We start from the raw sequence: 23457 nt of genomic DNA on the forward strand, positions 1-23457 counted from the left end.
TCTCAATCGGTATTCGGCGCAGCCTGTATCGTCAGCTTATAGTGATATCGGATATTTTCCAACACCACGGTGCCGCTCCAGCGCGGCATGCCGCTGTAGCTTATCCGCATCACAGGCTCCTCGTCCAGATACAGCGTGCGCCCCAGGCGTTGTTCCGCGATGCGCCAGCCCTGCGGCAGCGCCGCGGCAACCGCCGCGGCCGGCCACAGCGTCAGCTGCATGTCTTCCAGCACGTCCTCGGCACGCACTTGCGAAGGCAGCATGACATGGCGCCACGATGTCAGCTCCTTGCCGTCGTAATGCAGCGTCAGCACGCGCTGGCCGAACGCCAGGCCCACCACGTCGATCGCCTCCGGTTCCACCTGCAGCGCCACATCGAGATCGTCGGTGCGGCCGTTGCGCTCCACTGTCAGATGCTGCTGCACGCTGATCGAGGTGCCCAGCGCCGCCGGCGCCAGCTTCAGTCCCAGCCGCGCGGGCGCCGGCGCCCGCGGTGCGATGGCGCAGCCGCCCAGCAGCAGCCCGAGTGTGACCGGCAGCGTCACCGATGCCCGGCGCCACATCACTCCGGCGTACATACCGCCTCCAGCGCCGCCAGCCTGCGCGAGGTCTCCTTGACGAAGGGATTGCTCAGGTCCCACGCATAACCAGCCAGGATCGCCGAGATCATGCGCTTCACCTCCGGCTGCTGGTTCTCGTGGAAGATGATCTTCTGGAAGCCGCCGGCGTACCAGGATTCGACAAACGCGCGGAAGGTGTCGACACCCTTGCGCAGCGGCGCACCGTAGTCGGCTTGCCAGTCGACCGTCTCGCCTGCGAACTGGCGCTGCAGCGCAGCCGCCGCCATGCTGGCCGACTTGAAGGCGATGGTCACGCCCGACGAAAACACCGGGTCGAGGAATTCGCCCGCGTTGCCCAGCAGCGCGTAACCCTGCCCCCACAGCTTCTCGACGTTGGCCGAGTAGCCGACGATCTGGCGTGCCGGCGTATCCCACCTGGCTTCGGCCAGCAAGGCTTGCAGCGACGGTTCTTCCGCCACGATGGCTTGCAGGCGCTCGGTGGCGCTGCCCTGATAGCGGTCCAGGAAACCGGTCTCCGCCACCACGCCCAGCGAGCAACGGCCGCCCGCGAATGGAATGGTCCAGAACCAGACGTCGCAGTGCTCGGGATGGACCGTCACACGTATCTTGTTGCGGTCGAAACCGCCGCCGCGTATGCCGTCCTCGATATGCGTGAAGATCGCGCCGCGCACCGGGAAGTTCGATGGCGTCTCCAGTTTCAGGAGGCGCGGCAGGATGCGGCCAAAGCCGCTGGCGTCCAGGATGAAGCCGGCGTCCACCTGGTACTGCTGTCCGTCCGCGTCCTTCACGGTGACGCGGGCACCACCGTTGGCACCCTGCCCCAGTTCGATGTTCACTACCTCGTGGCGATAGCGCACTTCGGCGCCGAAGCGTTCGGCCCCCTTGGCCAGCACGTGATCGAAATCGGCGCGCTGCACCTGGTAGGTCGTGCCCCAGCCGGCGGTGTGCTTGTCGCGGAAATCGAAATCGGTATAGCGGCCGTTGCGCATGAAGGCGGCGCCGTTCTTGAACTGGAAGCCCGCTTCGACCACCGCCTGCAGCATGCCGGCCTGCTCCAGATAGGCCATACTTTGCGGCAGCAGGCTCTCGCCGATGGAGAAACGCGGGAACTGTTCGCGCTCGATCACCAGCACCTGCCGTCCCTGTTGACGCAGCAAGGCGGCGGCGACCGAACCGGCAGGTCCGGCGCCGACGATCAGGATTTCGGCGGTTTCAATATGCGTTGCGTCAGTCATGCGAGCTTTCGTTGATGGAGCCAAAACAAGGAACAATGATCCACACTAGCGCGGTCCCCAGCAGCATCGTCAGGCCGAAGGCCTGCAACGCCGGGGTCTTGCTCAAGCCGAGCAAACCAAAGGACAAAATCGTATTCGCGGCAGACATGCCGACCGCCAGCCAGGGCGTGTGGTCACGGCGGTCCGGATGCTCCTGCATGAAGATGCCGTAATCGACGCCTACACCCAGCAGCAGCATCAACGCCAGCACATGAAACAACTGCAGGTTCTGCGCGCCATATCCCAGCAGGGCCAGCGTGGCGATACTGGCGAAGGCGGTAGGCGCCAGCACGCGCCAGGTCTTGCGGCGGTAGCGCGGGAACAGCAGCGCGAACACCACCGCGTAGGCGCCCAGCGCCACCCAGCTCATATACTGGCGATAGCGGCCCAGCACCGACGAAATCTCGGCCACCTTGTCGACCCATTGCACGCCTTGCAGGCCGTTCGCGGCCAGCAGCACCTCCGCTACCGACTTGCTTTCCAGCCCGCGCAAGGCGACGATGCTGGCATAGCCGCCGTCGATCCCGCCCAGCCACAGGTGGCGCCACGGATCGCTGGCCGGCGTCTTCAGGAAGTCGTCCAGCGTCAGCGGCGCGGCGGCGGCCAGCAGGCCGTTGCGGGTGGCAGCGATCCATTGCGCATCCTCGCCGGTTTGCTTGGCCAGCCCTTGCAGCGGACCGCCGTCGTTCAGCAACTTTTCTTCGATCAGGGCGCGGCGCGCCGCCTGGGTCCGCGCCGACGGCACCCAGTTCGACATGGCCTGGTAGCCGGAAATGCGATGCGCGGCAATCAGCTTGTCCAGCCGCGCTTTCAGCGCTTCCTCGCGCTGCAAGACCGTCTCCGATGAGGCGCCACGCACCAGGAAGTACTGCACCGGTGTCGGCGCGTCCAGCAGCTTGCTCAATTTGATCTGGTCCGCGATCAGATGCTTGGGAGGGGTTTGTAACAGGCGGATATCGTCGTTGGCGCCGAGGCGGCTGACGCCATAGCCGGCTGCCAGCACAAACACGACCGCGGCCACCAGCGTGGCACGGTTCATGCGCAACTGCGGCCAGCGCTGCAGGGCGGTACCGTAGACCCGCACCAATGCGCCGCTCTTCAAAGTACGGCCGCCGATCAAGGCCGGGAACCAGAACACCACCGTCATCCACGCGAAGACCAGGCCCAGCGCCGAGAACACCGCCATCTGGCGCAGGCCGGGGAACGGCGTCAACGCCAGTCCCATGTAGCCGATCACCGCCGCCAGCAAGGTCAGGCTCAGGCCGGGCAGCAGGCGCTTGAGCAACGCCGGCGAATCGATTTTTTCATCTGCGGCCAGGCGGTTGCACAGGAAGTAGATGCCGTAATCCTGCGCGACGCCTATCAGGCTGGCGCCAAATACCAGCGTCAGCAAGTGCACGCGGCCGAACAGCAGCCAGCATACCGACAGCGCACCGAGGCAGCCTATGCCGATCGACAGCAGGATCAGCGAAATCGGCTTGAAGGAATGGAAGGCAAACCACATCAGCAGGATGATGCCGAGCAGTGAACCGATGCCGATGGTCGAGACCTCGCCGCTGGCCTGCGCACTGGCGGCGGCGGCATGCAGTATCACTCCCGCTTCGATCAGTTCCATTTGCGGCACGGCCTTGCGGGCGGCATCGCCGGCCTGCTTCAGCAGCGGCAGCACGCTCTCCTGCGCAGTCATCGACAGCGCGGGCACTTTCAGCGTCAACGGCAGCAGCACATACTGGCGCTGGTCGTCGGCCACGAACAGGTGGCCGTCGCGCGGACGCACCGGCGTTTCCTGCGCGCGTTCCTGCACCCAGCCGGAGAACAGGCCGAACGGGTCCTCCTGCCACGAACCGAGTTTGGGTCCGCCGAACGGCGCGTACAGCTTGGCCAGCGCCCCGTCCAGCCAGAACTGCGACGGCTGCTCGCGCAGCTGCGCTTCCTGTTGTGCCGTCAGCAGCGTCAATCGATGCTGCTGGAACAGCGACAGCCAGTCGGCCTGCGTTTGATCGTTGATCGGCGTCGCTTCGAACAAGTCCTTGCGCGCGTCCAGCGTTGCGCTGTAGGCGTCGGCGGCGCGTTTGGCGTCCTGCCAGTCCGCCGCGCCGACCAGCACCACCACCCGTTGTTGCGCCGCGTCGACCATGTGCAAGAACGATTGCTGCAGCACCGGGTCGCGCTCCTGCACCGGCAGCAGCGCCATGATGTCTGTGTCGGGCACAATGCGCTTGACCAGCCACAGATAGGCGTTATGCCCCAACAGCAGGCAGACCACCATCGCCCACAGCAGCGCGAATTGTCGGCTGCGCGTCAAAACAGCGCCGCCTCTTCCCTGGTCATCGCCGCTTCGCCGGATTGAATCGCCGAGAACACGATGCTGGTACGGTCGCCGCTGGCTTCGCTCATGACAATGCTCCTGACGTAGGTGCCGCCCTCAAGCTTGATGGCGCCAATAGCCTTGGCCAGCCCCGGCGAGCGCGCCTTCAGCGAAACGCTCCAGCTGCCGGCATCGACCGTACCGTCGACTTCAAACAGCGATTCCAGTTGCGCCAGGTCGCCGGCCAGCAGCGAGAACAGCACGTTGTTGATCATGCGGACGGTGGGCTCGGTCTTGGCGTCAAGCCGCATGGCGACGCGGTCACCCTGATAATTGACGATTTCATCGCGCGTCAGCCGCAGCGTGCTCGGAAAAGGCTTAAAGGTGCGCCACAGCACCCCCTTGCCGGCGACGACGCAGAATCGCCCCTCCGCCGCCAGCGGCTTCTTCATGCCCGCCAGTTGCTTGTTCTGGTCGAAGCGGCCGCACATGACGGGCGGCCTGGCCAGCATGGCCTGGATCTTCGCGACCTGCACGGCAGCCTGCGCCGGGTTCAGTGCGGCCAGCGAGATCGCCAGCACGACGGATTTGATCAGTTTCATACGGGCTCGATTCCTAGTTTTTCAAACAGCACAGGCGGCGACACGAAGCACATCTCCTTGGTGGCGATATCGACGGCGACCATCGTGGTGCTGGCGCGGTTCAGGCGCTTGCCGGTGTCGGCGTCGGTGATCAGATAGTCGATCTTCAGGCGGTTTTCCCATTCGACGATATCGGCGCGCACCCTGAGCTTCTGGCCGAAAGTGGCCGAGCCGACGTAGCGCAGCTGCATGTCGATCACCGGCCATGCGTAGCCCGATTCCTTCATCTGCGGGTAGTTGTAGCCTATCTTGTCGAGCAGGGCACAACGCACCACTTCCAGGTACTTGACGTAGCGGCCGTGCCAGACGATCTCCATCGGATCCAGGTCGAAGAACTGCACCTGCATCTCGATTTCCGCGAACCAGCGGCTTTCCTTGTTAGTTCGGCGCATACAGATCCCATGCCTTGGCGCGTATGCGCTCCAGCAGCAGGCGCAGGTCCGGCTCCAGGCGGCGGTCTTCCTCGACCGGCCGGATGTCGGCGCCGAGCGCTTCCTGCATCGCAGCCAGCGCGGCGTGCGGCTGCAGTTCCGGGCTGGCCTGGCAACGCAGCCAGACGCCCTGGCGCACCGTGATCAGCAGCGCGGCGACAACCTGCTCGGTCAACTCCAGCACGCGCAGGCAATCGCGCGCGGCGATGGTGCCCATGCTGACCTTGTCCTGGTTGTGGCACTCGGTCGAACGCGAAAACACCGAGGCCGGCATGGTCAGCTTGAGCGCCTCCGCCGTCCATGCCGATGCGCTGATCTGCAGCGCCTTCAGGCCGTGGTTGATGGCCGCGCGCGGGCCGGTGGCGCCGGACAGGTTGGCCGGCAGGCCGTGGTTGTAGCGGCTGTCGACCAGCAGCGCCATCTGGCGGTCCAGCAGGTCGGCCAGGTTGGCGACGGCGTTCTTCATGCCGTCCATGGCGAAGGCGATGTGGCCGCCGTAGAAGTGGCCGCCGTGCAGCACGCGCTCGTTGTCGCCGTCGATCAGCGGATTGTCGTTGGCGCTATTGAGTTCGTTTTCAATCGATGAGCGGAAGAACGGCATCGCGTCGGCCAGCACGCCGATGACGTGCGGCGCGCAGCGGATCGAGTAGCGGTCCTGCAGTCGCTTGCCGTTGCGCTCCCATTGATCGGTCGGCAGGTCGCTGCGCAGCCACGCCGCCACCTGCTGCATGCCGTCGTGCGGCTTGACCGAGAACAGCACTTCGTCGAAGTGGTGGGCGTTGCCGTCCATCGCGAACGAGGCCATGGCCGTGATGCGGGTGCTCAGCTTGAGCAGGTATTCGGCGCGGTCGTAGGCCATGCAGGCCAGCGCTGTCATCACGGCGGTGCCGTTCATGATGGCCAGGCCCTCCTTCGGGCGCAAGCGCAGCGGCGTGATGCCGGCTTCCCGCAAGGCCTGCGCGGCCGGCACCTGCACGCCGTCGCGCCATACCTCGCGCTCGCCGCACAGCACCGCCGCCAGATAGGACAGCGGAGTGAGGTCGCCGCTGGCGCCGACCGAGCCTTCGGACGGGATCAGCGGCAGCAGGCCGGCGTCCAGCAGGCGCGTGATCTGCAGCAACAGTTCGACGCTGACGCCCGAATAACCCTTGCTCAGCGAGGCCAGGCGCGACGCCAGGATGGCGCGGGTTTGCGCCGGCGTGAAGTATTCGCCCAGGCCGACACCGTGATAGGTGTACAGGTGGTGCGGCAGCTCCGCAATCAGTTCCGGCGGTACCGTCACGGTGCAGGAATCGCCATAGCCGGTGGTCACGCCGTAGACGGTGCCGTCCTCGCGCAGCAGGCGATCCAGGAAATCGGCGCCGCGCGTGATGGCGGCGCGGAAGGCCGGATCGTCCGACAGCTCGGCGACGGCACGGCCCTGCGCGATATCGACGATGTCTTCGATCGTCAGGCGTTCGCGGTCGAAGCGCACGGTGCGCGGAGCGGTATTGAGTTGGGCAATGTCAGCGAGGTGCATCGGAGCGTTCCAGTTGGAGTAAGTGCCAGAAATCGTAAAAATTAAACCATTGCAGCGGCGCCCGCAGACAATAGTACTCCAGCCGTTTGGCGTAGTCGGCGGCCAGCGCCGCCAGCGCGGCGTCGCGCCCCTGGCGCGGCACGCGCACCGAGTCGCGGAAGGGTTCAAAATATATCGCCGAGCGCGCGCCCTGCCGGACGGAGAACAGTAGATACACAGGGCATTGCAGCACGCTGGCCAGTACATACGGACCGACCGGGAACGCCGCCGGCGCGCCAAGGAAGTCCGCCACCGCCACGCGCGGATTATGCGATACCGGAACCCGGTCGCCGGCGATGACGACGAACTCGCCCCGCGCGACCTTTTCCGACAGCTGCATCGCGGTGGCCGGGGTCATTTCCGTCACCTGCATCAGATTGAGCTGGCTGTCCGGGTTGAGGCGGCCCAGCATCTGGTTGAACGCCTGCGCGTGCTTGGTATGCACCAGCACCGTCATCTTGATCTCGCTGCGCCGGCGCGACAGCACGCGGCATAGTTCCATGTTACCCAGGTGGGCGCAGATCAGCAGGCCGCCACGCCCTTGCTTCGCCGCGTCGGTAATCAGATCGCCGCCGTGCAGGTCCACATCGTTGAGACTGAACAGGCCGCCCCACAACAGCATCTTGTCGAGGATGCTCTCGCCGAAGGCGGCGAAATGGCGCAACACGCCGGGCATGGCGCGGCCGCTGTAGTCCGCCATGCGGCGCAGGTACTCCTGGGAGGCGCGGCGTGGCTGCGGCTTGGTCAGCACGTACCAGCCCAGCACCGGGTAAAGGAACAGGCGAAACGGCCAGCGGCCGAATACGCGGCAGATCCAGAACAGCAGCCGCATGCCGGCCACGAAACTGAATTCGTTGATCGAAGCCCAGTGCCGGCCGCGCTCCCCGCTCATCGCGTCTGCCATTTTCGCGCCAGCAGTCGCGGGATACGCGGCAACATGCCGAAGAACAGCACCGTGTGCATCCGCGTGATCAACACATTGTCGCGCCACATGCGGAAGTGCGACACGCCATCCGACGGATACGATACCCGCGTCGCCAGGTTGACCACTTGCAGGCCGTCCCAGAACAGGCGCACCAGGATGTCGGTGTCGAAGTTCATGCGCACGCCGATGGTTTGGCGCGCCGCCAGCGCATTGACCGGTGCCACAGGATAGACGCGGAAGCCGCACATCGAGTCCTTGATGTCGAACGACAGCGTATTGATCCAGACCCAGATGTGGGTGGCGTAGCGGCCATACAAACGCGCCTTCGGCACCGACTCGTCATAGATCGGGTGGCCGGCGATGACGGCTTGCGGATGCGTCCGCGCCGTCTCCAGGAACTTGGGTACGTCGGCGGTCCGGTGCTGGCCATCGGCGTCGATCTGCAGCACATGGCTGTAGCCCAGTTCCGCCGCGCGGCGGAAGCCGGCCAGCACCGCCGCGCCCTTGCCCTGGTTGTACGGCAGGCGCACCAGACAGACGCGGTCCGAATGCTCGCGCGTCAACGTATCGAGAACCGCCGCGCACGCCGCGCTGCTGCCGTCGTCCACCAGCATGACGGGCACGCCGTAAACCAGCAGACCCGCCAGCACGGCACCGATGGCGTGTTCATGGTTATAGACCGGAACCACGATGCAGGGTTTAAACTCAGACATGGACTTCTCCAGCGTGCAGGACGACGCGCCCGCTCGCATGATGTCCCGCTTCGGACGTGTAACGGAATTGCAGGCCGCCCTTGGCCGCGTCGTGCAACAGCTCCAGCAGCACCGCCTGATTCGGTTGGATCACTTGCTGGAACTTCAGCGCGTTGATGCCCTTGAATTGTGGCGGCAGCGAAAAGTATTGGCGCCCGTAGTGCATCGCCCACTCGACCAGCACCACGCCCGGCAGGATGGGCGCCGCGTCGAAATGGCCATCGAAATACAGAAGGTTCGACGGCGCGGTCAGCTCCAACAGCACTCGCCGGGGTTCGCGTTCCAGCTCGCGCATTTGCGCAAAGCGCGGACGGTGGCCGGCCATGCCGTCTTCACTGTCCAGCAGCGCCAGCAAGGCGGCCAGCGTGGTCTTGCCCTGCGCGTTGACCGGCATCTGGTCGAGATAGCGCCAGCGGCGCGGCAAGGCCACGGCTTCCACGGTGGCGGCCAGTGCGCTGCGCAGTCGGCCGTTCAATGCGGCCTTGCCGCCGGCGGCGAACACTGCGCTGCCTTCCGGCGTCGGGACGATGAAAGCAGCCAGCTTCTGACGCTCGCCGGCCACCGGTTCGCACAGCATGACACGCGCTTCGGCTGCCAGCCCGGAGGCGATCAGTGTCGCTTCCATGCCGCTGAGCGAGATGCGCTTTTCTTCGATCTTGACGATGCGGTCGTTACGGCCCAGCAGCAGGAAACGCTGCTCGCCGCTGCGCGCGGCGCGATCGGCCAGCGCCAGCCAGTTGTCGTCGGCAAGGTGCGGCGAGCGCACTTCCAGCGCGCCGTCCTCGTCGCCGAGACGCCATGCCACCGTCGGAAAAGGCAGCCAGGAGTCATCGGCACCGGCGCTGCGCTGGCGCCATGCCACGCCGCCCGTTTCCGAGCTGCCGTAGACTTCCACCGGTACTTTGCCCAGCAGCCGCCCGCTTGTGTATGCCGTTTCCGGCGACAGCGGACCGCCGGATGAAAACACAGCCTGCAGCGTTCGCGCGGCACCGCTCCAGTCCAGGTGATCGGGCAGGCGGTTCAAGTGGGCCGGACTGGTGACCAGCATACAGGGACCGGCCGCCATCGCAGGCGCCAGCTCCTCCGGATAGCTGATGCTGGCCGCATGAATGGAGCGGCCGGAACTGAGCGGCCACAGGACCTTGAACAGCAGGCCGTAGATGTGCTGATGCGAAACCGTCGCCAAGACCGCAACGTCGTCGCCAACGCCAGCGGCGGCGCCAAACAGCGCGTCCAGCGTCGCCACTTCGCTGGCCAGCTGCGAGAGTTTTTTAGGGATGGCTTGCGCCGCGCCCGTGCTGCCGGAGGTGAACACCACCAGCGCCGGCAGGTCCGCGGCAAGCGCGCCGCTCAGGTCCGCGGCGGGAGCTGCGCCGCCACTTGGCCGCAAAGGCTGCAGGGACTCCGGGAACTGGCCAAGGAAGCCATCGACGGAAGCGCGCAGGGAGGCGCAGCTGGCCTCCAGCGTATCGGCGCTCAGCCAGATGGTTTTCCCGGCGTGCCAGGCGCCCAGCAGCGCCGCGCCGAACTCGATGCTGTCGTCCAGGTACAAGGCGAAAGCGCTGCCGGCCTGCGCGCGCAGCAGCGCATGCCAGGCCTGCACGCGCGCCAGGAATTGCTCGTTGCGCACGCCCTCGCCCGCGCGCCGGCCGATCAGTCCTGCCGCCGGGCGCGCCGCGATCGCGGCATACAGATTTTCAATCCGGTCAGACATGATGCAACCGCTTGAAACGCAGGCGCACCAGATACTCCGCGCCGAACAGGAGCCCCATCAGCGCGTACGAGATCACGCCGGTGTACAACGACCACGCCGCCTCCGACGCCCACAGCGCCGTGGCGAAGGCGATCGCGCCATTCATCACGAAGAAGCAGCACCAGACCTGCGTCACGGTACGCATATAGGCCTGCGCCGCCGGCGGGAAGTCCTCGCCGCGCAAACGCGCCATGCGCTCGACCGCCGACACCGGCGTGGTCAGGCTGTAGCCGAAGCCGGCCAGCAGCGCCGCGTTCACCAGCACCGGATAGAGCTTCAGCGGCAGCAGCAGATTGCTCCAGACGGCGCAGCCGACCAGCACCAGCGCGCCGGCCACCGACCAGCGGGCGGCAACGCTCAGCTTCAGCGCCGGCAGGCGCGTGGCCGCCGCCAGCAGCAACAGGCCGGCCAGCCAGCGCGGCTCCACCTGCCCGTGTCCGAACCAGATCGCCAACGGATACAGCAGCGTTATCGCCACTGTCAGTACAGTCATCGGCATCGTACCTACGCCGCCTGCTCCGTCATGCCGGCCAGCGCGTTGACGACGTCGCCGATGGTGCGGATGGTCTTGAACACTTCCGGCTGCAGGCGCTTGCCGGTCAATTGTTTCAGCTTCACGGCCAGGTCCACGGCGTCGATGCTGTCGATGTCCAGATCGGCGTACAGATTCGATTCGGCGGTCAGTTCGCTCTTGTCGAGTTCAAACATCTCCGCCAGCAGATCGACCACGCACGCCTGCAGCTGGTCCTTGCTCATGTGATTCAACTCAATCATGTCCCGCTCCCTTATTTCTTTCTATGGCTGTCGATCATCGCCGCCAGCGCCTGTACCGACGCGAAGTGGCGGCGGGTATCTTCCGAATCGGCCGACAGCGAAATGCCGTACTTCTTCTGCAGCGCCACGCCCAGCTCCAGCGCGTCGATCGAGTCGAGGCCGAGTCCCTCCACGAACAGCGGCGCCGCGCTGTCGATGTCGGCCGGTGTGATGTCCTCGAGCTGCAGCACATCAATGATCAGTTCTTTGACTTCCAGTTCAAGCATGGCTTTGGCACTTCCCGGTAAAATAATTCTGCAAAAATTCAGTCAATCGGCGCGCCGCCATCACTTCGCTGGCGCCGCCCCCTGTAAATGCTTCGATCGCCAGGTCATCCTGGACGTCGATCCGTATCAGCACACGGCGCGACGGCACGCGCCACCACTTCTCGCCCTTGCCCAGAGTGGGGGGCTCGCAGCGGATCAGCACCGGCGTCATATTGCGATCGCCTCGCACCGCGATATTCGCCGCGCCGCGCTTCATGCTGATCACACCGTCACCCGGTGTCCGCGTCCCCTCCGGAAACACGATCAGGTTATTGCCGCGCCGGAGGGACGCGATGCAGTCCTGCACCAGCGCCGGACCGCCCTCGTTGCTGATGTAGCCCGCCGCCCGCAACGGCCCGCGCGTAAAGGGGTTGTGCCACAAGGCGCCCTTGACGATGCAATCGGCGTTTTTCACGAAGGCCATCAGGAACACCGTGTCGATCAGCGTCGGGTGGTTGGCCAGTATCAGCAGGCCGCCGCGTTTCAGCTTATCGAGGCCGCGTATCTCATAACGCAGCACGCCCAGCGCCCGCATCAAACCCACATAAATGCGAAAGGCCCGGTGTATCAGCCCGCGCACCGCCGCAACGCGGCGCTGCGGCTGGCGCACCACGAGGTTCAACAAGGGAAACACCAGCGCACCCAGCACCAGGCCGCCGGCTCCGAATACCGTAAAACTCAGGCCGGTGGCAAACACCCGCCAATACAGCGACAGCCTGGCCTTTTGCGCTTCAAGCATCGCGGCTCCAGCGCCAGCGCAAACGCCCATCGCACCGCTCAAGGTGGCGCGCGCCGCGCAGGTGGAAGGCTGCCACTTCCAACCCGCCCGGCATGCCGCCGGTCGGCGCGTCGCCGCCGGCGCTCCAGCTCAGCGCGACAGCGTCATCGGCGGCAGGCGTCATCAGCCACGCCCACGCATGCGGCTGTTCTTCGCAATCCTCGAAAGGCGTGAACAATTCCGGCAGCGGACAATCGCAGGCAACCAGCAGCACCATCGGCGCGCCGTCGGCCAGCAGGCCGCAGGCTTCGATCACCGCATGCTCGATGGTCGCGGCGCCGCCGGCCAGCGCGATATGGTTGGCGCGGTCGTTGCGGGCAATGGTCAACAGGCCGGCGATGGCGTTATGCACCGACATGCCGAAAGCCGTGGGCGACAACGCCTCGCCGCGCGCCAGGTCGGCCAGCAGCGCCAGCGCGCGGGCCGCGTCGCCGTGCCGCGAACAGAAAACCGTCGGGATATCGCTGCGGCCGTCGAGGCACTCGTATGCGACCTCCAGCGCCATCTTCCCCAGGAAACCGGCGCGACGGCGCAGCATCGCGGGCATGGCCTTGACGCCCGGCTCCTCGGCGGATTGGATGGGATACGGCGCCTGCGCCCACTGCGCCCACGCTTCGGACGTAGTCAGGCCGGGCGCCCATTCGGCGTGCCTAGCGATTGAAAAACGGACGCCATCTGTACGCATGTTGAATATCCAGAGTTTTGAGGTAAAAGAAGGCGCGAAATCGCACTCTCATGCCGCAAAAATGCCAGCCGGCGTACCGTGCAAATTATAAACGACTGGCAATGGTGCACACCAAACCAAATAGACTCTGGGCAACTATTTTACGCTTAAGGCTTTAAAACTGTGCGATTTCACGCACGAATCCTCTCCAAAACCCCCAACTTTTGGCAGAAAGCAATAAAAAAAAGCGGCCCCGCACGATTGCGGCGCCGCTCCCTGGACCACGCAGACCTGCTGCGGGGTCAGAACACCCAGAGCTTATCGGCCGGCATCTGCAGCCAGTAGCTGCCCGCTTCCAGCTTGTACTTGGAATACGCGCGCAGGCTCATCTCCGGACCGCTCTCGCTCTTGAACAGGCATTCGAAGCGGTCGCCCAGGTACATGCAGGTCAGCAGCGGCAGCTGGATCGCGTTGTCCACCGGCGTCGCGCTGACCTTCACTTCCTCCACGCGGATGATGGTCGACGGGTCGCCGGACGCGGTGCCGCGCCCCGTGCCCTGCAGACGGGTGCCGCCTACGTCGAGCAGCACATTGGCGCCATCGCGCTGCACGACGGTGGCCGGCAGGCGGTTGTTACTGCCCATGAACTCGGCCGTGAACAGCGTATCCGGCGTTTCGTACATGCTTTGCGGCGTGCCCTGCTGTTCGATCTTGCCGTTATTGAGCAGCAGGATACGGTCGGAAATCGCCATCGCCTCGGCCTGGTCGTGAGTGACCATCAGCGCCGACAGGCCCATACGCACGATCAGCTCACGCAGGAAGGCGCGCGCCTCCTCGCGCAGCTTGGCGTCCAGGTTGGACAGCGGTTCGTCCAGCAGGATCACCGGCGGGTTGTACACCAGCGCGCGCGCGATCGCCACGCGCTGCTGCTGGCCGCCCGACAACTGGTGCGGGAAGCGCTCGCCCAGATGGCCCAGGCCCAGGTTCTTCAGCACGTCGCTGACGCGGTCCTTGATTTCGCTGGTGCCCATCTTGCGCAGCTTGAGGCCATAGGCAACGTTGTCGAACACCGTCTTGTGCGGCCACAGCGCGTAGGACTGGAACACCAGGCCCAGGTTGCGGTGCTCGGCCGCCATCTCGAAGTTTTTCGAGCCGTCGAACACATTGCGTTCGCCGATGGCGATGGTGCCCTGCTTCGGGCTTTCCAGGCCGGCCACGGCGCGCAGCAGCGTGGTCTTGCCGCTGCCCGACGGACCAAGCAGCGCCACCACTTCGCCTTTTTGCAGGTGCATGGACACGCCCTTCAGGATCTGGTTGGCGTGCGCGCCGGTGCCGTAGTCCAGGTGCAGGTCGTTGACGGTCAGTTCATTCATGATGATGTCTCGTTTCATAATTTTTTAGTTATGCAGCTTCACGCCAAAGCGCAATGCGACGCCCAGGCCGATGGCCACCAGCGATATGTTGATGAACGATAGCGCCGCCACCAGATCGGTGGAGCCGGTCCCCCACAACGATACCAGCATCGCGCCGATCACCTCGGTGCCCGGCGACAGCAGATACACGCCGGTCGAATATTCGCGCTCGAAGATCAGGAACACCATCAGCCACGCGCCCAGCAGGCCGTACTTCACCAGCGGCACCGTGACGTCGCGGGTCACCTGGCCGCGCGATGCGCCGACCGCGCGCGCCGCCTCTTCCAGTTCCGGTCCGACCTGCAGCAGCGCGGTCGAGATCAGGCGCATGCCGTAGGCCAGCCACACCACCGAATACGCCAGCCACAGGGCGAAGATGGTCGAGCGCAGCGAACGCAGCACCGGTATCGCATGCTCGCTCAGCCACAGGGCGGCGCCGTTGTCCATGCCCTTCAGCATGCCATCGAGCCAGCTCGGCACGAACAGGAACACCCACAGGAAGGACAGGCCGGCCAGCAGGCCAGGCACGGCGCGCGGCACCAGCACGCTGTAGTCGAGGAAGCGGGTGATGCCGTCCGGCTTGCGGTGCATGGCCAGCGCGATGGCGCAGTAGCAGCACACCGCCAGCGCGCCGCCGATCACGCCGATCAGGATCGTGTTCAGGATGCCGCGCATCAGCGCCGGCTGTTCCATGATTTCGCGGAAGTGCGACAGGGTCAGCACGTCGCGCAGGTTCACGCCCTCGCCCCAGTACTGGACGAAGGAGCGCAGCACGATGCCCGACATCGGCATGATGATGGTGAACATCAGCCAGGCGAAGATCAGCGCGAAGGCCAGCCATTTCCATTTACCCAGCGGCATGGACTTCGAACGCGCACCCTTGCCCTTGATCGAGACGAACTTGTTGGCGGACTTCAGCAGCCAGCGTTGGATCATCACCAGCGGCATCGTCACCATCACCAGGCAGACGGCGACGGCGGCCATCAGATGGTAGGACGGCGTGCCCAGCTTGTTGGTCAGCTTGTACAGGTAGGTGGCCAGCACCAGGTGGCCTTCCGGATCGCCCAGCACCAGCACCAGGCCGAACACCTCGAAGCCGAGGAAGAACACCAGCACGGCGGCATAGGCCAGCGCCGGCGTGATCATCGGCAGCGAGACGTTGAACATCACCTGCAGCGGCGAGGCGCCGGCCACGCGGGCCGCCTCCTCCACGTCGGAGCCGAGGCTCTTCAGCGCGGACGAGGCGTACAGGTAGACGTGCGGCACGTGCGTCAGGCCGGCGATCACCACGATACTGGTGAAGGAGTAGATGTTCCAGGGGATGAAGCCGAGGATGTCCTTGGCCCACAGCGAATAGAAACCTACTGGTCCCATCGAGACGACGTAGCCGAAGCCCATCACCATCGGCGACACGAAGATAGGCACCAGCAGCATCGGCGCGATGAAGCCGCGGCCCGGCAGGTCGGTGCGTATCATCAGGAAGGCCAGCATGCCGCCCAGCGGCACGGCGATCGCGGTCAGGCCGGCGGCCAGCAGGAAGGCGTTCTTGAACGCCACGGAGAAATCGGGATCGTCGAAGATGAAGCGGTAGGCGTCCAGGCCCAGGTTTTTGACGGGCATGAAGAACGGCGCGTCCAGGAAGCTTTGGTAAAAGATCAGCAGCAGCGGCAGGAAGATGGCGATGGCGGCCAGCGTCACCACCACGCCGCGCGGCCAGTTGATGCTGCGCCGGCCGGAGCCAGGGATAGAGAGAGTTTGCATAGTGATTCCGTAGAAGCGGATGGATGTTGCGGCCGGCGCGCGGCGAACGTCGCGCGCCGGCGATACGGATTACTTCTTGCCTGCGGTTTCTTTCCACTGCTTGAGGAAAGCCATGCGCTTTTGCGGGCCCAGGAACTGCAGCACGATAGGATGGACCGGCACCGGCTTGACGTTGTCCTTGCCGATCTGCTTGATCAGGTCCGCCGAGGTGGTCTCGCCGGTGACGTCGGCGCGGATCGCGAACAGCTTCGAATCGTTGGCGATGATGGTCTGGCCGCGGTGCGACAGCATGTAGTCCAGCCACAGCTTGGCGGCGTTGACGTTCTTGGCGGCCTTGTTGATGAAGAACACGCGCGACAGGATCAGCGTGTAGTCCTTCGGCAGCACCACGCCGATCGACGGGTCGGTCTTGGCGCGCACCAGCGCGTAGGAGCCCAGCACGTTGTAGCCGATCAGGTTCTCGCCCGACGAGATACGCTCCATCATCGTGCCGGTGGACGACTGCACGCGCACCTTGGCTTCGCCGAAGGCGTTTTCCAACTCCAGGAACTTCGGATTCTCGCGCGCGTCCTGCGTCATGAACATGAAGCCGACGCCGGATTTCTCGATGTCGTAGGTGGTGACCTTGTCCTTGAATTTCGGCTGCAGAATCAGCTTGGCGAAATCGGCGTGCGTCTGCGGCACTTCCTTGGCGTCCACCAGGCGCTTGTTGTAGACGATGGCGGCCGGCTCGAACGTGGTGCCGTAGGCCTGGTCGTCCCATACCGCCCAGCCGGGGATCTTGGCCGCTTCCACCGACTTGTACTTGAGCGCGTAGCCGTCCGAGGCCAGGCGCATCTGCAGGTCCATCGCGGACGACCACATGCCGTCTGCCGTGTTGCCGCCGGCGGCCACTTCGGAGATGAAGCGGTTGTACACCTCGGTCGAGTTCATGTCGTTGTACTCGACGGTGATGCCCGGGTACAGCGCGTTGAAGTCCTTGATCAGCGGCGCGGTCGCCTTGCTGTCGGTGGCGCCGTAGAGCACCAGCTTGCCCTCTTTCTTGGCGCCGTCGATGATCTTCTGATAGTCGGCCGGATAGCCGGCGGGTACCTGCGCAAAAGCCGGGGCGGCAAGCGTCGCAGCAAACAGGGTGGCGCATGCAGCGGCCAAAGTGGTCTTCATCATCTTCGTCTCCAGTTCTTATATGTTTGTTTGATCAGCGCACCAGACCGAGTTCGGCGGCGCGCCTGCCGTAATCGTCCACGGCCTTTTTTACGTACGCTCCCAGCGCGTCGCCGGTCAGCCCAAACGGGAACAGCCCCGACGCCGCGCGCATTTGCGCGAACTGCGGACTGGCCAGCACCCGGTCGAAGTTCGATACCCAATGCTGATAATCCGCATCCGACACTTGAGGCCCCATCCACACGCCGCGGATGATGGGCCACACCACATCGATGCCCTGCTCGCGCGCCGTCGGCACATTCGCCAACACGCCCGGCAGCCGGTGTTCGGCCAGTATCGCCAGCACCCGCGTATTGCCGCTGGCCGCATACAAGGTCGCCTCGCTGGCGTCGCCGGACACCACCTGCACCAGATTCGCGTGCATCGCGGCGAAGGCTTCGCCGCCGCCTTCCAGCGCCACGAAACGCAGCACCTTGGGATCGACGCCGGCGGTCTTGACCACCATCGCCATCTTCAGCCAGTCCTGGCTGCCGATGGTGCCGGAGACGCCGATCAGCACCTTCTGCGGATGATCCTTCAGCGCCGCCACCAGCTCGCCCAGCGTCTTGTAGGGCGAATCGGCGCGCACCGCGATCATGCCGTAGTCGGCGCCCAGCGCCGCCACCCAGCGCACATCGGCCGCCTTGGCCTTGCCGAACTTGCCCTGCGCCAGATTGAGCAGCGAGCCGCCCGAAAAAGCCACCAGCGTGTTCGGTTCCGCGCGCCGCTGCGACACCAGCGAATGCCAGGCCACCGCTCCGATGCCGCCCGGCAGATAGCTGATGTGCATATCCGATGGCGGCGGGTTCGGCGACCCGCGCAAGCCCTGCAAACCCTTTTGCGCCAGCTTGCAGGTGAGGTCCATCGCCCCGCCCGGCTTGGACGGCACGATGCACTCCAGGCTTGCGGCCTGCGCTGCCACGCCTAGAAAAAGCGCGGCAATCAAAGCCAGCAAAACTTTAGTCATCTTGTAGGTATCTTAGAACGGTGAAGCTTTCAAAGCGCTTTCAGGACGCGGCGTTTTGAAGAAAAACGCCGCGTCCTTTTCCTTGGCTTAGAAGCGGTGCTGCATGCCGACGGTCACACCGTGCTGGGTGGTGCCGTAGCCAGCGTCGTCGCGCGACAGGCCGGTCAGCTGGCCATTCTTGGCCTTGACGTAGGCGGCCGACACATGCAGGTCGGTGCGCTTGGACAGTGCGTAGCGATAGCGCGCCACGTACATGGTCGGGTCGGCGTCCTTGCCGGCGGCGACGTTCTTGACGTTCATATGATAGATCGCGCCGGTCAGCGTGGTCACGTCGTTGGTCTTGTAGGCGACGCCGGCCCAGGTGGTGGTGGCATCGACATCGGCCGTCAGGGCCTTGCCGGCGACGAGTTTGTAGTCGCGCACCACGCCCCACAGCTTCAACGGGCCGTTCTCGTAGTTGGCGCCCAGGTGCCAGACGGTGTTCTTGTCGCGGTTGCCGGTGGCGGCCACGGTGTTGCCGTTGTTGCGCTCCCAGGTCGCCATCAGGTTGGCGCCGCCGATTTTGTAGACGCCTGCGAAGCCGACCTTGGCGCTGTCCTGCGTGCCGGTGGTCTGCTCACCCGCCGCGTAGTTGGCGGCAAACTTGAAGTCGCCGAAGGTGTTGCTGTACTTGATGATGTTGTCGTAAGCGGTGGTGAAGCCGTACTTGCTAGGGCCGGTGGCCGGACCGGAAGTGGCCCACGAGTAGTACGGTGCGAAGCCCATCGGATCGAAGGAAATCACGGTGTCGTACACGCTGGTGAACGAGCGGCCGAGAACGACGCGGCCGAACGAGCCTTCCAGGCCCACGGTGGCCTGACGCTTGAACAGCGGGCCGTCGGCGGCGCCGGTGTCCATCAGGATGCCGCCTTCCAGGTTGAATACTGCTTTCAAACCGCCACCCAGATCTTCGGTGCCGCGCAAGCCCCAGCGCGAGGTGTTCATACCGCCGGAAATCACGCTGGTCTGGCTGCCGCCTGTTGGTGTTTTGTTATTGGCGACTTCAACGCCCATGTCCAGCAGGCCGTAGACCTGCACGTTGGTTTGCGCCTGGACGGCGCCACTTGCTGCGGCCAAAGCCATGACTGCGAGGGTCAATGCGGATTTCTTCATGTTGTCTCCAGAGGATATAGTTATTTGTGATGCCTGATTTTTGTGATCAGGCTGTCACTATAGGAGTCGCTTCCTTTCAATTGCCTTTCACTGGCATTTCATTACCACATCGGCGCGGATACCTGTCGTCCATGCACCACAAACCAGGCGAGGGCTTCCCTTTTGCGGCGCCTGAGACCATGATTCTGGCCTTACACTGAACTTATTTCATATTGTTGGCAAGAACTTATGCGCATACTGTTAGTTGAAGACCACACTGAGCTCTCACATTGGCTGTCGAAGGCGCTGCGCGACGCCAACCTGACGGTTGAATGTGCGGACAACGGCGCCGACGCCGACGCCCTGCTGCACACGCAGGATTACGCGCTGGTGATCCTGGACCTGACCCTGCCGCGCATGGACGGTCTGGAGGTGCTGAAGCGCCTGCGCGCGCGCGGCGCCCCACGCGGCCAGACCCCGGTGCTGATACTGACCGCCCGCGGCGGCCTGGAAGACCGGGTGCAAGGCCTGAACCTGGGCGCCGACGACTATCTGGCCAAGCCCTTCGAACTGGCCGAGCTGGAAGCGCGGGTCAAGGCTTTGCTGCGCCGCAGCGTCGGCAACGAGGCGCTGGTGCACAACTGCGGCGCGCTCAGCTTCGACACCGTCACCCGCATGTTCACCTATGCCGGCAACGCGCTGGCGCTGACGCCGCGCGAACACGCGGTGCTTGAAACGCTGATCACCCGCGCCGGCCGCGCCGTCTCCAAGGAGAAGCTGTTCGACGAAGTCTTCGCGCTGGCCGACGACGCCAACCTCGACGCCATCGAACTGTACATCCACCGCGTGCGCAAGAAGCTCGACATCGCCGGGCCGGATGCCGCCGTCATCACCACGCTGCGCGGCATCGGCTACCTGCTGCAGCCCCGCCCCGCCTCGGCTACGCCTTCCACCCCTGCCGGTTAAATGGCGCTTTCCGGCACACTCCACCGCCTGATCGGTCCCGGCGCGCCGCTGGGCAGCCTGCGCGGCCAGCTGCTGCGCTGGCTGCTGGGCCCTTTGCTGGTGCTGGTGGCGCTGAACACCGTCTCGGTCTACCGCAACGCGCTCGACGCCGCCGATGTCGCCTACGACCGCTCGCTGCTGGCCTCCACCCGCGCGCTGGCGGAGCGCGTCTCCATCGTCGACGGCAAGGTGGTGGCGGACGTGCCCTACGTGGCGCTGGACAGCTTCGAGACCGACACGCTGGGCCGCATCTACTACAAGGTCACTGGGCTCAACGGCGAGACGGTGTCCGGCTACGGCGACCTGCCGGCGGTGCCGGCCAACGTGCCGCGCTCGGAAGCCTATCCGGCGCTGGTGCGCTTCTATCACGCCAGCTACAACGGCCAGCCGGTGCGCATCGCCGCGCTGCTGCAGCCGGTGTACGACGACTCGATGCGCGGCATCGCGCTGATCCAGGTCGGCGAGACGCTGGAGGCGCGGCGCGGCCTGTCGAACCAGATCCTGTTCGACACGCTGGTGTGGCAAGCTTTGCTGCTGCTGGCGGTGGCGCTGCTGGTATGGTTCGCGGTGCGGCTGGTGTTGCAGCCGTTGATGCGGCTGAAAATCGCCGTGGAGACGCGTAGCCTGAACGACTCGTCCGACGTCGATCCGACGCTGGTGCACAAGGAGGTGCGGCCGTTGGTGGCGGCGATGAACAGTTCGCGCTCGCGGCTGCACATCCTGATCAGCAGCCAGCGCCGCTTCATCGCCGACGCCTCGCACCAGCTGCGCACGCCGCTGACGGTGCTGAAGACGCAGGCCGAACTGGCGCTGCGCGAATGCGACCGTGCCGGCGTCCATCCCGACGAGACCAGGGCCGCGCTGCGCGAGATCGTCCACAGCATCGCCGCCACCACCGACTCCACCGTCAATCTGGCCAACCGCCTGCTGACGCTGGCCCGCATCGAACATGGCGGCAACGCCGACGGCGCGGCGGCGCAATCGGAACCGGTGTCGCTGCGCGACATCGCGCGCCAGGTCGGGCTGGAGATGGCGATGGCGGCGGTGGCCAAGCAGATCGACCTGTCGCTGGAGGCCGAGACGGAATGCGTCGTCGACGGCCAGGGTCTGCTGCTGCACGAGATGATCGCCAACCTGGTCGACAATGCCTTGCGCTACACGCCGCAGGGTGGCACGGTGGTGCTGCGGGTGGCCCAACGTGGCGGCGGCGTGACGCTGGAAGTCGAAGACAGCGGCCACGGCATTCCGGCGTCGGAGCGCGAACGCGTGTTCGCGCCGTTCTACCGCGCCGCCGCCACGCTGGAGCGCAATCCGGGCGGCGCCGGCCTGGGCCTGGCCATCGTGCGCGACATCGCCAGCCTGCACGGCGCCGGCATCACGCTGTCCGATGCCGCCGGCGGCCAGGGGCTCAAGGTCGAGATCAGGCTTCCCGCGATGGCTTCAGCGTCGAAATGATGGCTGCGGCGATCAACCTGATTCCCGTCTCGCTGACGGCGCTGCGCGCGCTGCTGGCGCCGGTGGTGGTGGTGCTCGCCCTCTACCATCCCAGCGGCGCCGCGTTCGGCGCCTGCCTGGTCGCCGCCTTCCTGTCGGACGTATTCGACGGCATCATCGCGCGCCGCCTCGGCATCGCGACACCGAACCTGCGCCGGCTCGACAGCGTCGCCGACTCCATCTTCTACCTCGCCGCCGTATTCGCCGCCTGGCACCTGCACCCCGGCGCGATCCTCGACCATGCGGCCGCGCTGGCCGTGCTGGCCACGCTGGAACTGGCCCGCTACGCCTACGACCTGCGCAAGTTCGGACGCGAAGCCAGCTACCACATGTGGTCCTCGAAACTGTGGGGCATCTTCCTGTTCGCCGGCTTCTTCGCGCTGCTGGTGCTGGGCCTGAACGGCACGGCCGTGGCGCTGGCCATCTACATGGGCATCGTCGCCGATGTTGAAGGCCTGGCCATCTCCGTCATCCTGCCGCGATGGCAAACCGACGTGCCTTCCTTCGTCCACGCACTGCGCCTGCGGTAAAATAGCGACATCCATCCATCGCCGGAGCCAAACATGAGCGAGCAAGACTTTCAATATGATTTGATCGACGATGGCGAGATATGGATGGGAATGATCAAAAGCCGCAACCAGTCGGCGCATACGTACAACAAAGAAACCGCGGATGAAATCGCCAATTGATATTGGATGGCTACTTTGCGCTGTTCACGCAGTTCGAGCGGAAGATGACGGAGCTGGCCGATGTCGTCTGAACTTGAACCGCTCGTGTTCGGTCTGAAGGCCAGCGTTGTGCGCAGCATGGGCGCGGTATTTTCCGAGTTTCCGGAAGTCGAGCAAGCGATCCTGTACGGTTCGCGCGCAGCGGGCAATTTCAAGCGGGGTTCCGACATCGACCTATGCCTGATCGGTACAGGCCTGACCACTCCACTGCTGCTCAAGCTGGAAAATCAGCTGGACGACCTGCTGCTGCCGTACAAGATCGACCTGTCGATCCGGGACCACATCGACAACCCCGAGCTATTGAACCACATCGAACGAGTCGGTACCTCGTTCTACCAGCGTAACAAGGAATAAGAAAATGATCACCAAAGAAGAAATGGTCGAGCTGTTTGCCGACATGAAGCAGAACGCGCCGTGGGATATCGCCAAGCCGCTGTTGTGGGGCTACTTTTTTGCCGACCCGACCAAGAGCAAGCTGGAAAGCGCCGCCGCGCTGCTGATGGCCAAGGGCTACAAGACCGTCGGCATCTACGACTCGAAGCCGGAAGCGGATACGCCGGCGCTGTGGTGGCTGCACGTGGAAAAAGTCGAGAAGCACACGGTCGACACGCTGCACGCGCGCAACCAGGAGTTCTACAAATTCGTCGAGGAACAGCAGATCGAAGCCTACGACGGCATGGACGTCGGCCCGCCCGCCTGATTACAACAACTCGGCAAGCGCCGGCTGGTGCTTGGTGGCTTCGAACTCCGTCACGCGATAGCTGGCGATGCCGTTCTTCGCAAACGGATCCTGCGCCAGCAATGCATCCAGCTCCGGCCGCGACACCCGGCCGCCAACCACGATCACGCCACCATCGCGCGGATTCTTGGGGCCGGATGCGATAAAGATCCCGCGCGCATAATGCTCATCAAGAAACGCGCGATGCGCTGCCAGATGCGGCTCAATCTCCGCCAGCGGTTTCAAATAAGTCAGGTCAACGATGTACATGGGGCAGCATTCCAATCTAATTTG

The 23457-nt window shown here is 64.8% G+C and carries 26 protein-coding genes; 6 read left to right on the top strand and 20 right to left on the bottom strand.

The window, feature by feature from the left end:
• Positions 1-2: 2 nt before the first annotated feature.
• From ACSQ3S_RS25245 to ACSQ3S_RS25335, 19 genes are all read right to left on the bottom strand, one after another.
• Positions 3-578, bottom strand: coding sequence for a DUF3261 domain-containing protein (locus ACSQ3S_RS25245; RefSeq protein WP_436144137.1), 576 nt, complete (start codon positions 576-578; stop codon positions 3-5).
• The gene (locus tag ACSQ3S_RS25250) at positions 563-1816 is read right to left on the bottom strand and encodes an NAD(P)/FAD-dependent oxidoreductase (RefSeq protein ID WP_436144138.1); all 1254 of its coding nucleotides are present in this window, start codon (positions 1814-1816) and stop codon (positions 563-565) included. The genes ACSQ3S_RS25245 and ACSQ3S_RS25250 overlap by 16 nt, the downstream gene beginning before the upstream one ends.
• Positions 1809-4160 carry an MMPL family transporter gene (locus ACSQ3S_RS25255; RefSeq protein ID WP_436144139.1) on the bottom strand — a complete coding sequence of 784 codons (2352 nt, stop codon included), beginning with the start codon at positions 4158-4160 and terminating at the stop codon, positions 1809-1811. The genes ACSQ3S_RS25250 and ACSQ3S_RS25255 overlap by 8 nt, the downstream gene beginning before the upstream one ends.
• On the bottom strand, positions 4157-4765 hold the full coding sequence (locus tag ACSQ3S_RS25260; protein ID WP_436144140.1) for an outer membrane lipoprotein carrier protein LolA: 609 nt from the start codon (positions 4763-4765) through the stop codon (positions 4157-4159). Before ACSQ3S_RS25260 ends, ACSQ3S_RS25255 begins: the two co-directional genes overlap by 4 nt.
• Positions 4762-5196: an acyl-CoA thioesterase gene (locus tag ACSQ3S_RS25265; protein ID WP_436144141.1), complete on the bottom strand. Its 435-nt coding sequence runs from the start codon at positions 5194-5196 to the stop codon at positions 4762-4764. The genes ACSQ3S_RS25260 and ACSQ3S_RS25265 overlap by 4 nt, the downstream gene beginning before the upstream one ends.
• Positions 5183-6754 carry an HAL/PAL/TAL family ammonia-lyase gene (locus ACSQ3S_RS25270; protein WP_436144142.1) on the bottom strand — a complete coding sequence of 524 codons (1572 nt, stop codon included), beginning with the start codon at positions 6752-6754 and terminating at the stop codon, positions 5183-5185. Before ACSQ3S_RS25270 ends, ACSQ3S_RS25265 begins: the two co-directional genes overlap by 14 nt.
• A complete protein-coding gene (locus tag ACSQ3S_RS25275; protein ID WP_436144143.1) occupies positions 6741-7697 on the bottom strand; it encodes an LpxL/LpxP family acyltransferase in 957 nt (318 codons plus the stop codon). The genes ACSQ3S_RS25270 and ACSQ3S_RS25275 overlap by 14 nt, the downstream gene beginning before the upstream one ends.
• A complete protein-coding gene (locus ACSQ3S_RS25280) occupies positions 7682-8431 on the bottom strand; it encodes a glycosyltransferase family 2 protein (RefSeq protein ID WP_436144144.1) in 750 nt (249 codons plus the stop codon). Before ACSQ3S_RS25280 ends, ACSQ3S_RS25275 begins: the two co-directional genes overlap by 16 nt.
• Positions 8424-10184 carry an AMP-binding protein gene (locus tag ACSQ3S_RS25285; protein WP_436144145.1) on the bottom strand — a complete coding sequence of 587 codons (1761 nt, stop codon included), beginning with the start codon at positions 10182-10184 and terminating at the stop codon, positions 8424-8426. The genes ACSQ3S_RS25280 and ACSQ3S_RS25285 overlap by 8 nt, the downstream gene beginning before the upstream one ends.
• Positions 10177-10722 carry a hypothetical protein gene (locus ACSQ3S_RS25290; protein ID WP_353402656.1) on the bottom strand — a complete coding sequence of 182 codons (546 nt, stop codon included), beginning with the start codon at positions 10720-10722 and terminating at the stop codon, positions 10177-10179. The genes ACSQ3S_RS25285 and ACSQ3S_RS25290 overlap by 8 nt, the downstream gene beginning before the upstream one ends.
• A gap of 5 nt (positions 10723-10727) precedes the next feature.
• A complete protein-coding gene (locus ACSQ3S_RS25295; RefSeq protein ID WP_436144146.1) occupies positions 10728-10997 on the bottom strand; it encodes an acyl carrier protein in 270 nt (89 codons plus the stop codon).
• 11 nt (positions 10998-11008) lie between these two features.
• Complete coding sequence (locus ACSQ3S_RS25300; RefSeq protein WP_043481206.1) at positions 11009-11263, bottom strand: phosphopantetheine-binding protein; 255 nt, start codon at positions 11261-11263, stop codon at positions 11009-11011.
• Positions 11256-12041, bottom strand: a complete 786-nt coding sequence (locus ACSQ3S_RS25305; protein WP_436144147.1) for a lysophospholipid acyltransferase family protein — start codon at positions 12039-12041, stop codon at positions 11256-11258. The genes ACSQ3S_RS25300 and ACSQ3S_RS25305 overlap by 8 nt, the downstream gene beginning before the upstream one ends.
• Positions 12034-12765: a beta-ketoacyl synthase chain length factor gene (locus ACSQ3S_RS25310; RefSeq protein WP_436144148.1), complete on the bottom strand. Its 732-nt coding sequence runs from the start codon at positions 12763-12765 to the stop codon at positions 12034-12036. The genes ACSQ3S_RS25305 and ACSQ3S_RS25310 overlap by 8 nt, the downstream gene beginning before the upstream one ends.
• Before the next feature lie 281 nt (positions 12766-13046).
• Positions 13047-14117, bottom strand: a complete 1071-nt coding sequence (locus ACSQ3S_RS25315) for an ABC transporter ATP-binding protein (protein WP_413448454.1) — start codon at positions 14115-14117, stop codon at positions 13047-13049.
• A 24-nt stretch (positions 14118-14141) separates the two neighbouring features.
• On the bottom strand, positions 14142-15917 hold the full coding sequence (locus ACSQ3S_RS25320) for an ABC transporter permease (protein WP_353405357.1): 1776 nt from the start codon (positions 15915-15917) through the stop codon (positions 14142-14144).
• A gap of 69 nt (positions 15918-15986) precedes the next feature.
• Entirely contained in the window at positions 15987-17084 is a 1098-nt protein-coding gene (locus tag ACSQ3S_RS25325; RefSeq protein WP_413446253.1) for an ABC transporter substrate-binding protein, read from the bottom strand.
• Between the two features lie 31 nt (positions 17085-17115).
• Positions 17116-18087, bottom strand: coding sequence for a Bug family tripartite tricarboxylate transporter substrate binding protein (locus ACSQ3S_RS25330; protein ID WP_436144149.1), 972 nt, complete (start codon positions 18085-18087; stop codon positions 17116-17118).
• Between the two features lie 87 nt (positions 18088-18174).
• Positions 18175-19239 carry a porin gene (locus ACSQ3S_RS25335; RefSeq protein WP_176652062.1) on the bottom strand — a complete coding sequence of 355 codons (1065 nt, stop codon included), beginning with the start codon at positions 19237-19239 and terminating at the stop codon, positions 18175-18177.
• Between the two features lie 228 nt (positions 19240-19467).
• On the opposite strand from ACSQ3S_RS25335, the gene ACSQ3S_RS25340 reads away from it, so the two are divergent.
• From ACSQ3S_RS25340 to ACSQ3S_RS25365, 6 genes are read left to right on the top strand one after another with little or no spacing between them, the layout of a single operon-like run.
• Positions 19468-20184 carry a response regulator gene (locus ACSQ3S_RS25340; RefSeq protein WP_176652063.1) on the top strand — a complete coding sequence of 239 codons (717 nt, stop codon included), beginning with the start codon at positions 19468-19470 and terminating at the stop codon, positions 20182-20184.
• On the top strand, positions 20185-21678 hold the full coding sequence (locus ACSQ3S_RS25345; RefSeq protein ID WP_176652064.1) for a sensor histidine kinase: 1494 nt from the start codon (positions 20185-20187) through the stop codon (positions 21676-21678).
• The gene (locus tag ACSQ3S_RS25350) at positions 21675-22247 is read left to right on the top strand and encodes a CDP-alcohol phosphatidyltransferase family protein (RefSeq protein WP_436144150.1); all 573 of its coding nucleotides are present in this window, start codon (positions 21675-21677) and stop codon (positions 22245-22247) included. Before ACSQ3S_RS25345 ends, ACSQ3S_RS25350 begins: the two co-directional genes overlap by 4 nt.
• Positions 22248-22280: 33 nt before the next feature.
• Positions 22281-22406, top strand: a complete 126-nt coding sequence (locus ACSQ3S_RS25355; protein WP_436144151.1) for a nucleotidyltransferase substrate binding protein — start codon at positions 22281-22283, stop codon at positions 22404-22406.
• 60 nt (positions 22407-22466) lie between these two features.
• Positions 22467-22799 (top strand): nucleotidyltransferase domain-containing protein, encoded by a 333-nt coding sequence (locus tag ACSQ3S_RS25360; protein ID WP_436144152.1) that lies wholly within the window; start codon positions 22467-22469, stop codon positions 22797-22799.
• 4 nt (positions 22800-22803) lie between these two features.
• Complete coding sequence (locus ACSQ3S_RS25365) at positions 22804-23145, top strand: ribonuclease E inhibitor RraB (RefSeq protein ID WP_176652068.1); 342 nt, start codon at positions 22804-22806, stop codon at positions 23143-23145.
• Here ACSQ3S_RS25365 and ACSQ3S_RS25370 read toward each other — a convergent pair whose 3' ends face one another.
• A complete protein-coding gene (locus ACSQ3S_RS25370) occupies positions 23146-23433 on the bottom strand; it encodes a YciI family protein (RefSeq protein ID WP_436144153.1) in 288 nt (95 codons plus the stop codon).
• Positions 23434-23457: the final 24 nt, after the last annotated feature.

Origin of the sequence: Duganella sp. LjRoot269 (assembly GCF_964254095.1) — a bacterium.
Classification (GTDB): domain Bacteria; phylum Pseudomonadota; class Gammaproteobacteria; order Burkholderiales; family Burkholderiaceae_D; genus Rugamonas; species Rugamonas hordei.

Bases quoted from the DNA above. Each gene is read 5' to 3' on its own strand.
- ACSQ3S_RS25245 (WP_436144137.1), bottom strand. From the start codon at position 578: ATGTACGCCGGAGTGATGTGGCGCCGGGCATCGGTGACGCTGCCGGTC.
- ACSQ3S_RS25250 (WP_436144138.1), bottom strand. From the start codon at position 1,816: ATGACTGACGCAACGCATATTGAAACCGCCGAAATCCTGATCGTCGGC.
- ACSQ3S_RS25260 (WP_436144140.1), bottom strand. From the start codon at position 4,765: ATGAAACTGATCAAATCCGTCGTGCTGGCGATCTCGCTGGCCGCACTG.
- ACSQ3S_RS25265 (WP_436144141.1), bottom strand. From the start codon at position 5,196: ATGCGCCGAACTAACAAGGAAAGCCGCTGGTTCGCGGAAATCGAGATG.
- ACSQ3S_RS25270 (WP_436144142.1), bottom strand. From the start codon at position 6,754: ATGCACCTCGCTGACATTGCCCAACTCAATACCGCTCCGCGCACCGTG.
- ACSQ3S_RS25275 (WP_436144143.1), bottom strand. From the start codon at position 7,697: ATGGCAGACGCGATGAGCGGGGAGCGCGGCCGGCACTGGGCTTCGATC.
- ACSQ3S_RS25280 (WP_436144144.1), bottom strand. From the start codon at position 8,431: ATGTCTGAGTTTAAACCCTGCATCGTGGTTCCGGTCTATAACCATGAA.
- ACSQ3S_RS25285 (WP_436144145.1), bottom strand. From the start codon at position 10,184: ATGTCTGACCGGATTGAAAATCTGTATGCCGCGATCGCGGCGCGCCCG.
- ACSQ3S_RS25290 (WP_353402656.1), bottom strand. From the start codon at position 10,722: ATGCCGATGACTGTACTGACAGTGGCGATAACGCTGCTGTATCCGTTG.
- ACSQ3S_RS25295 (WP_436144146.1), bottom strand. From the start codon at position 10,997: ATGATTGAGTTGAATCACATGAGCAAGGACCAGCTGCAGGCGTGCGTG.
- ACSQ3S_RS25300 (WP_043481206.1), bottom strand. From the start codon at position 11,263: ATGCTTGAACTGGAAGTCAAAGAACTGATCATTGATGTGCTGCAGCTC.
- ACSQ3S_RS25305 (WP_436144147.1), bottom strand. From the start codon at position 12,041: ATGCTTGAAGCGCAAAAGGCCAGGCTGTCGCTGTATTGGCGGGTGTTT.
- ACSQ3S_RS25310 (WP_436144148.1), bottom strand. From the start codon at position 12,765: ATGCGTACAGATGGCGTCCGTTTTTCAATCGCTAGGCACGCCGAATGG.
- ACSQ3S_RS25315 (WP_413448454.1), bottom strand. From the start codon at position 14,117: ATGAATGAACTGACCGTCAACGACCTGCACCTGGACTACGGCACCGGC.
- ACSQ3S_RS25320 (WP_353405357.1), bottom strand. From the start codon at position 15,917: ATGCAAACTCTCTCTATCCCTGGCTCCGGCCGGCGCAGCATCAACTGG.
- ACSQ3S_RS25325 (WP_413446253.1), bottom strand. From the start codon at position 17,084: ATGATGAAGACCACTTTGGCCGCTGCATGCGCCACCCTGTTTGCTGCG.
- ACSQ3S_RS25330 (WP_436144149.1), bottom strand. From the start codon at position 18,087: ATGACTAAAGTTTTGCTGGCTTTGATTGCCGCGCTTTTTCTAGGCGTG.
- ACSQ3S_RS25335 (WP_176652062.1), bottom strand. From the start codon at position 19,239: ATGAAGAAATCCGCATTGACCCTCGCAGTCATGGCTTTGGCCGCAGCA.
- ACSQ3S_RS25340 (WP_176652063.1), top strand. From the start codon at position 19,468: ATGCGCATACTGTTAGTTGAAGACCACACTGAGCTCTCACATTGGCTG.
- ACSQ3S_RS25345 (WP_176652064.1), top strand. From the start codon at position 20,185: ATGGCGCTTTCCGGCACACTCCACCGCCTGATCGGTCCCGGCGCGCCG.
- ACSQ3S_RS25350 (WP_436144150.1), top strand. From the start codon at position 21,675: ATGATGGCTGCGGCGATCAACCTGATTCCCGTCTCGCTGACGGCGCTG.
- ACSQ3S_RS25355 (WP_436144151.1), top strand. From the start codon at position 22,281: ATGAGCGAGCAAGACTTTCAATATGATTTGATCGACGATGGCGAGATA.
- ACSQ3S_RS25360 (WP_436144152.1), top strand. From the start codon at position 22,467: ATGTCGTCTGAACTTGAACCGCTCGTGTTCGGTCTGAAGGCCAGCGTT.
- ACSQ3S_RS25365 (WP_176652068.1), top strand. From the start codon at position 22,804: ATGATCACCAAAGAAGAAATGGTCGAGCTGTTTGCCGACATGAAGCAG.
- ACSQ3S_RS25370 (WP_436144153.1), bottom strand. From the start codon at position 23,433: ATGTACATCGTTGACCTGACTTATTTGAAACCGCTGGCGGAGATTGAG.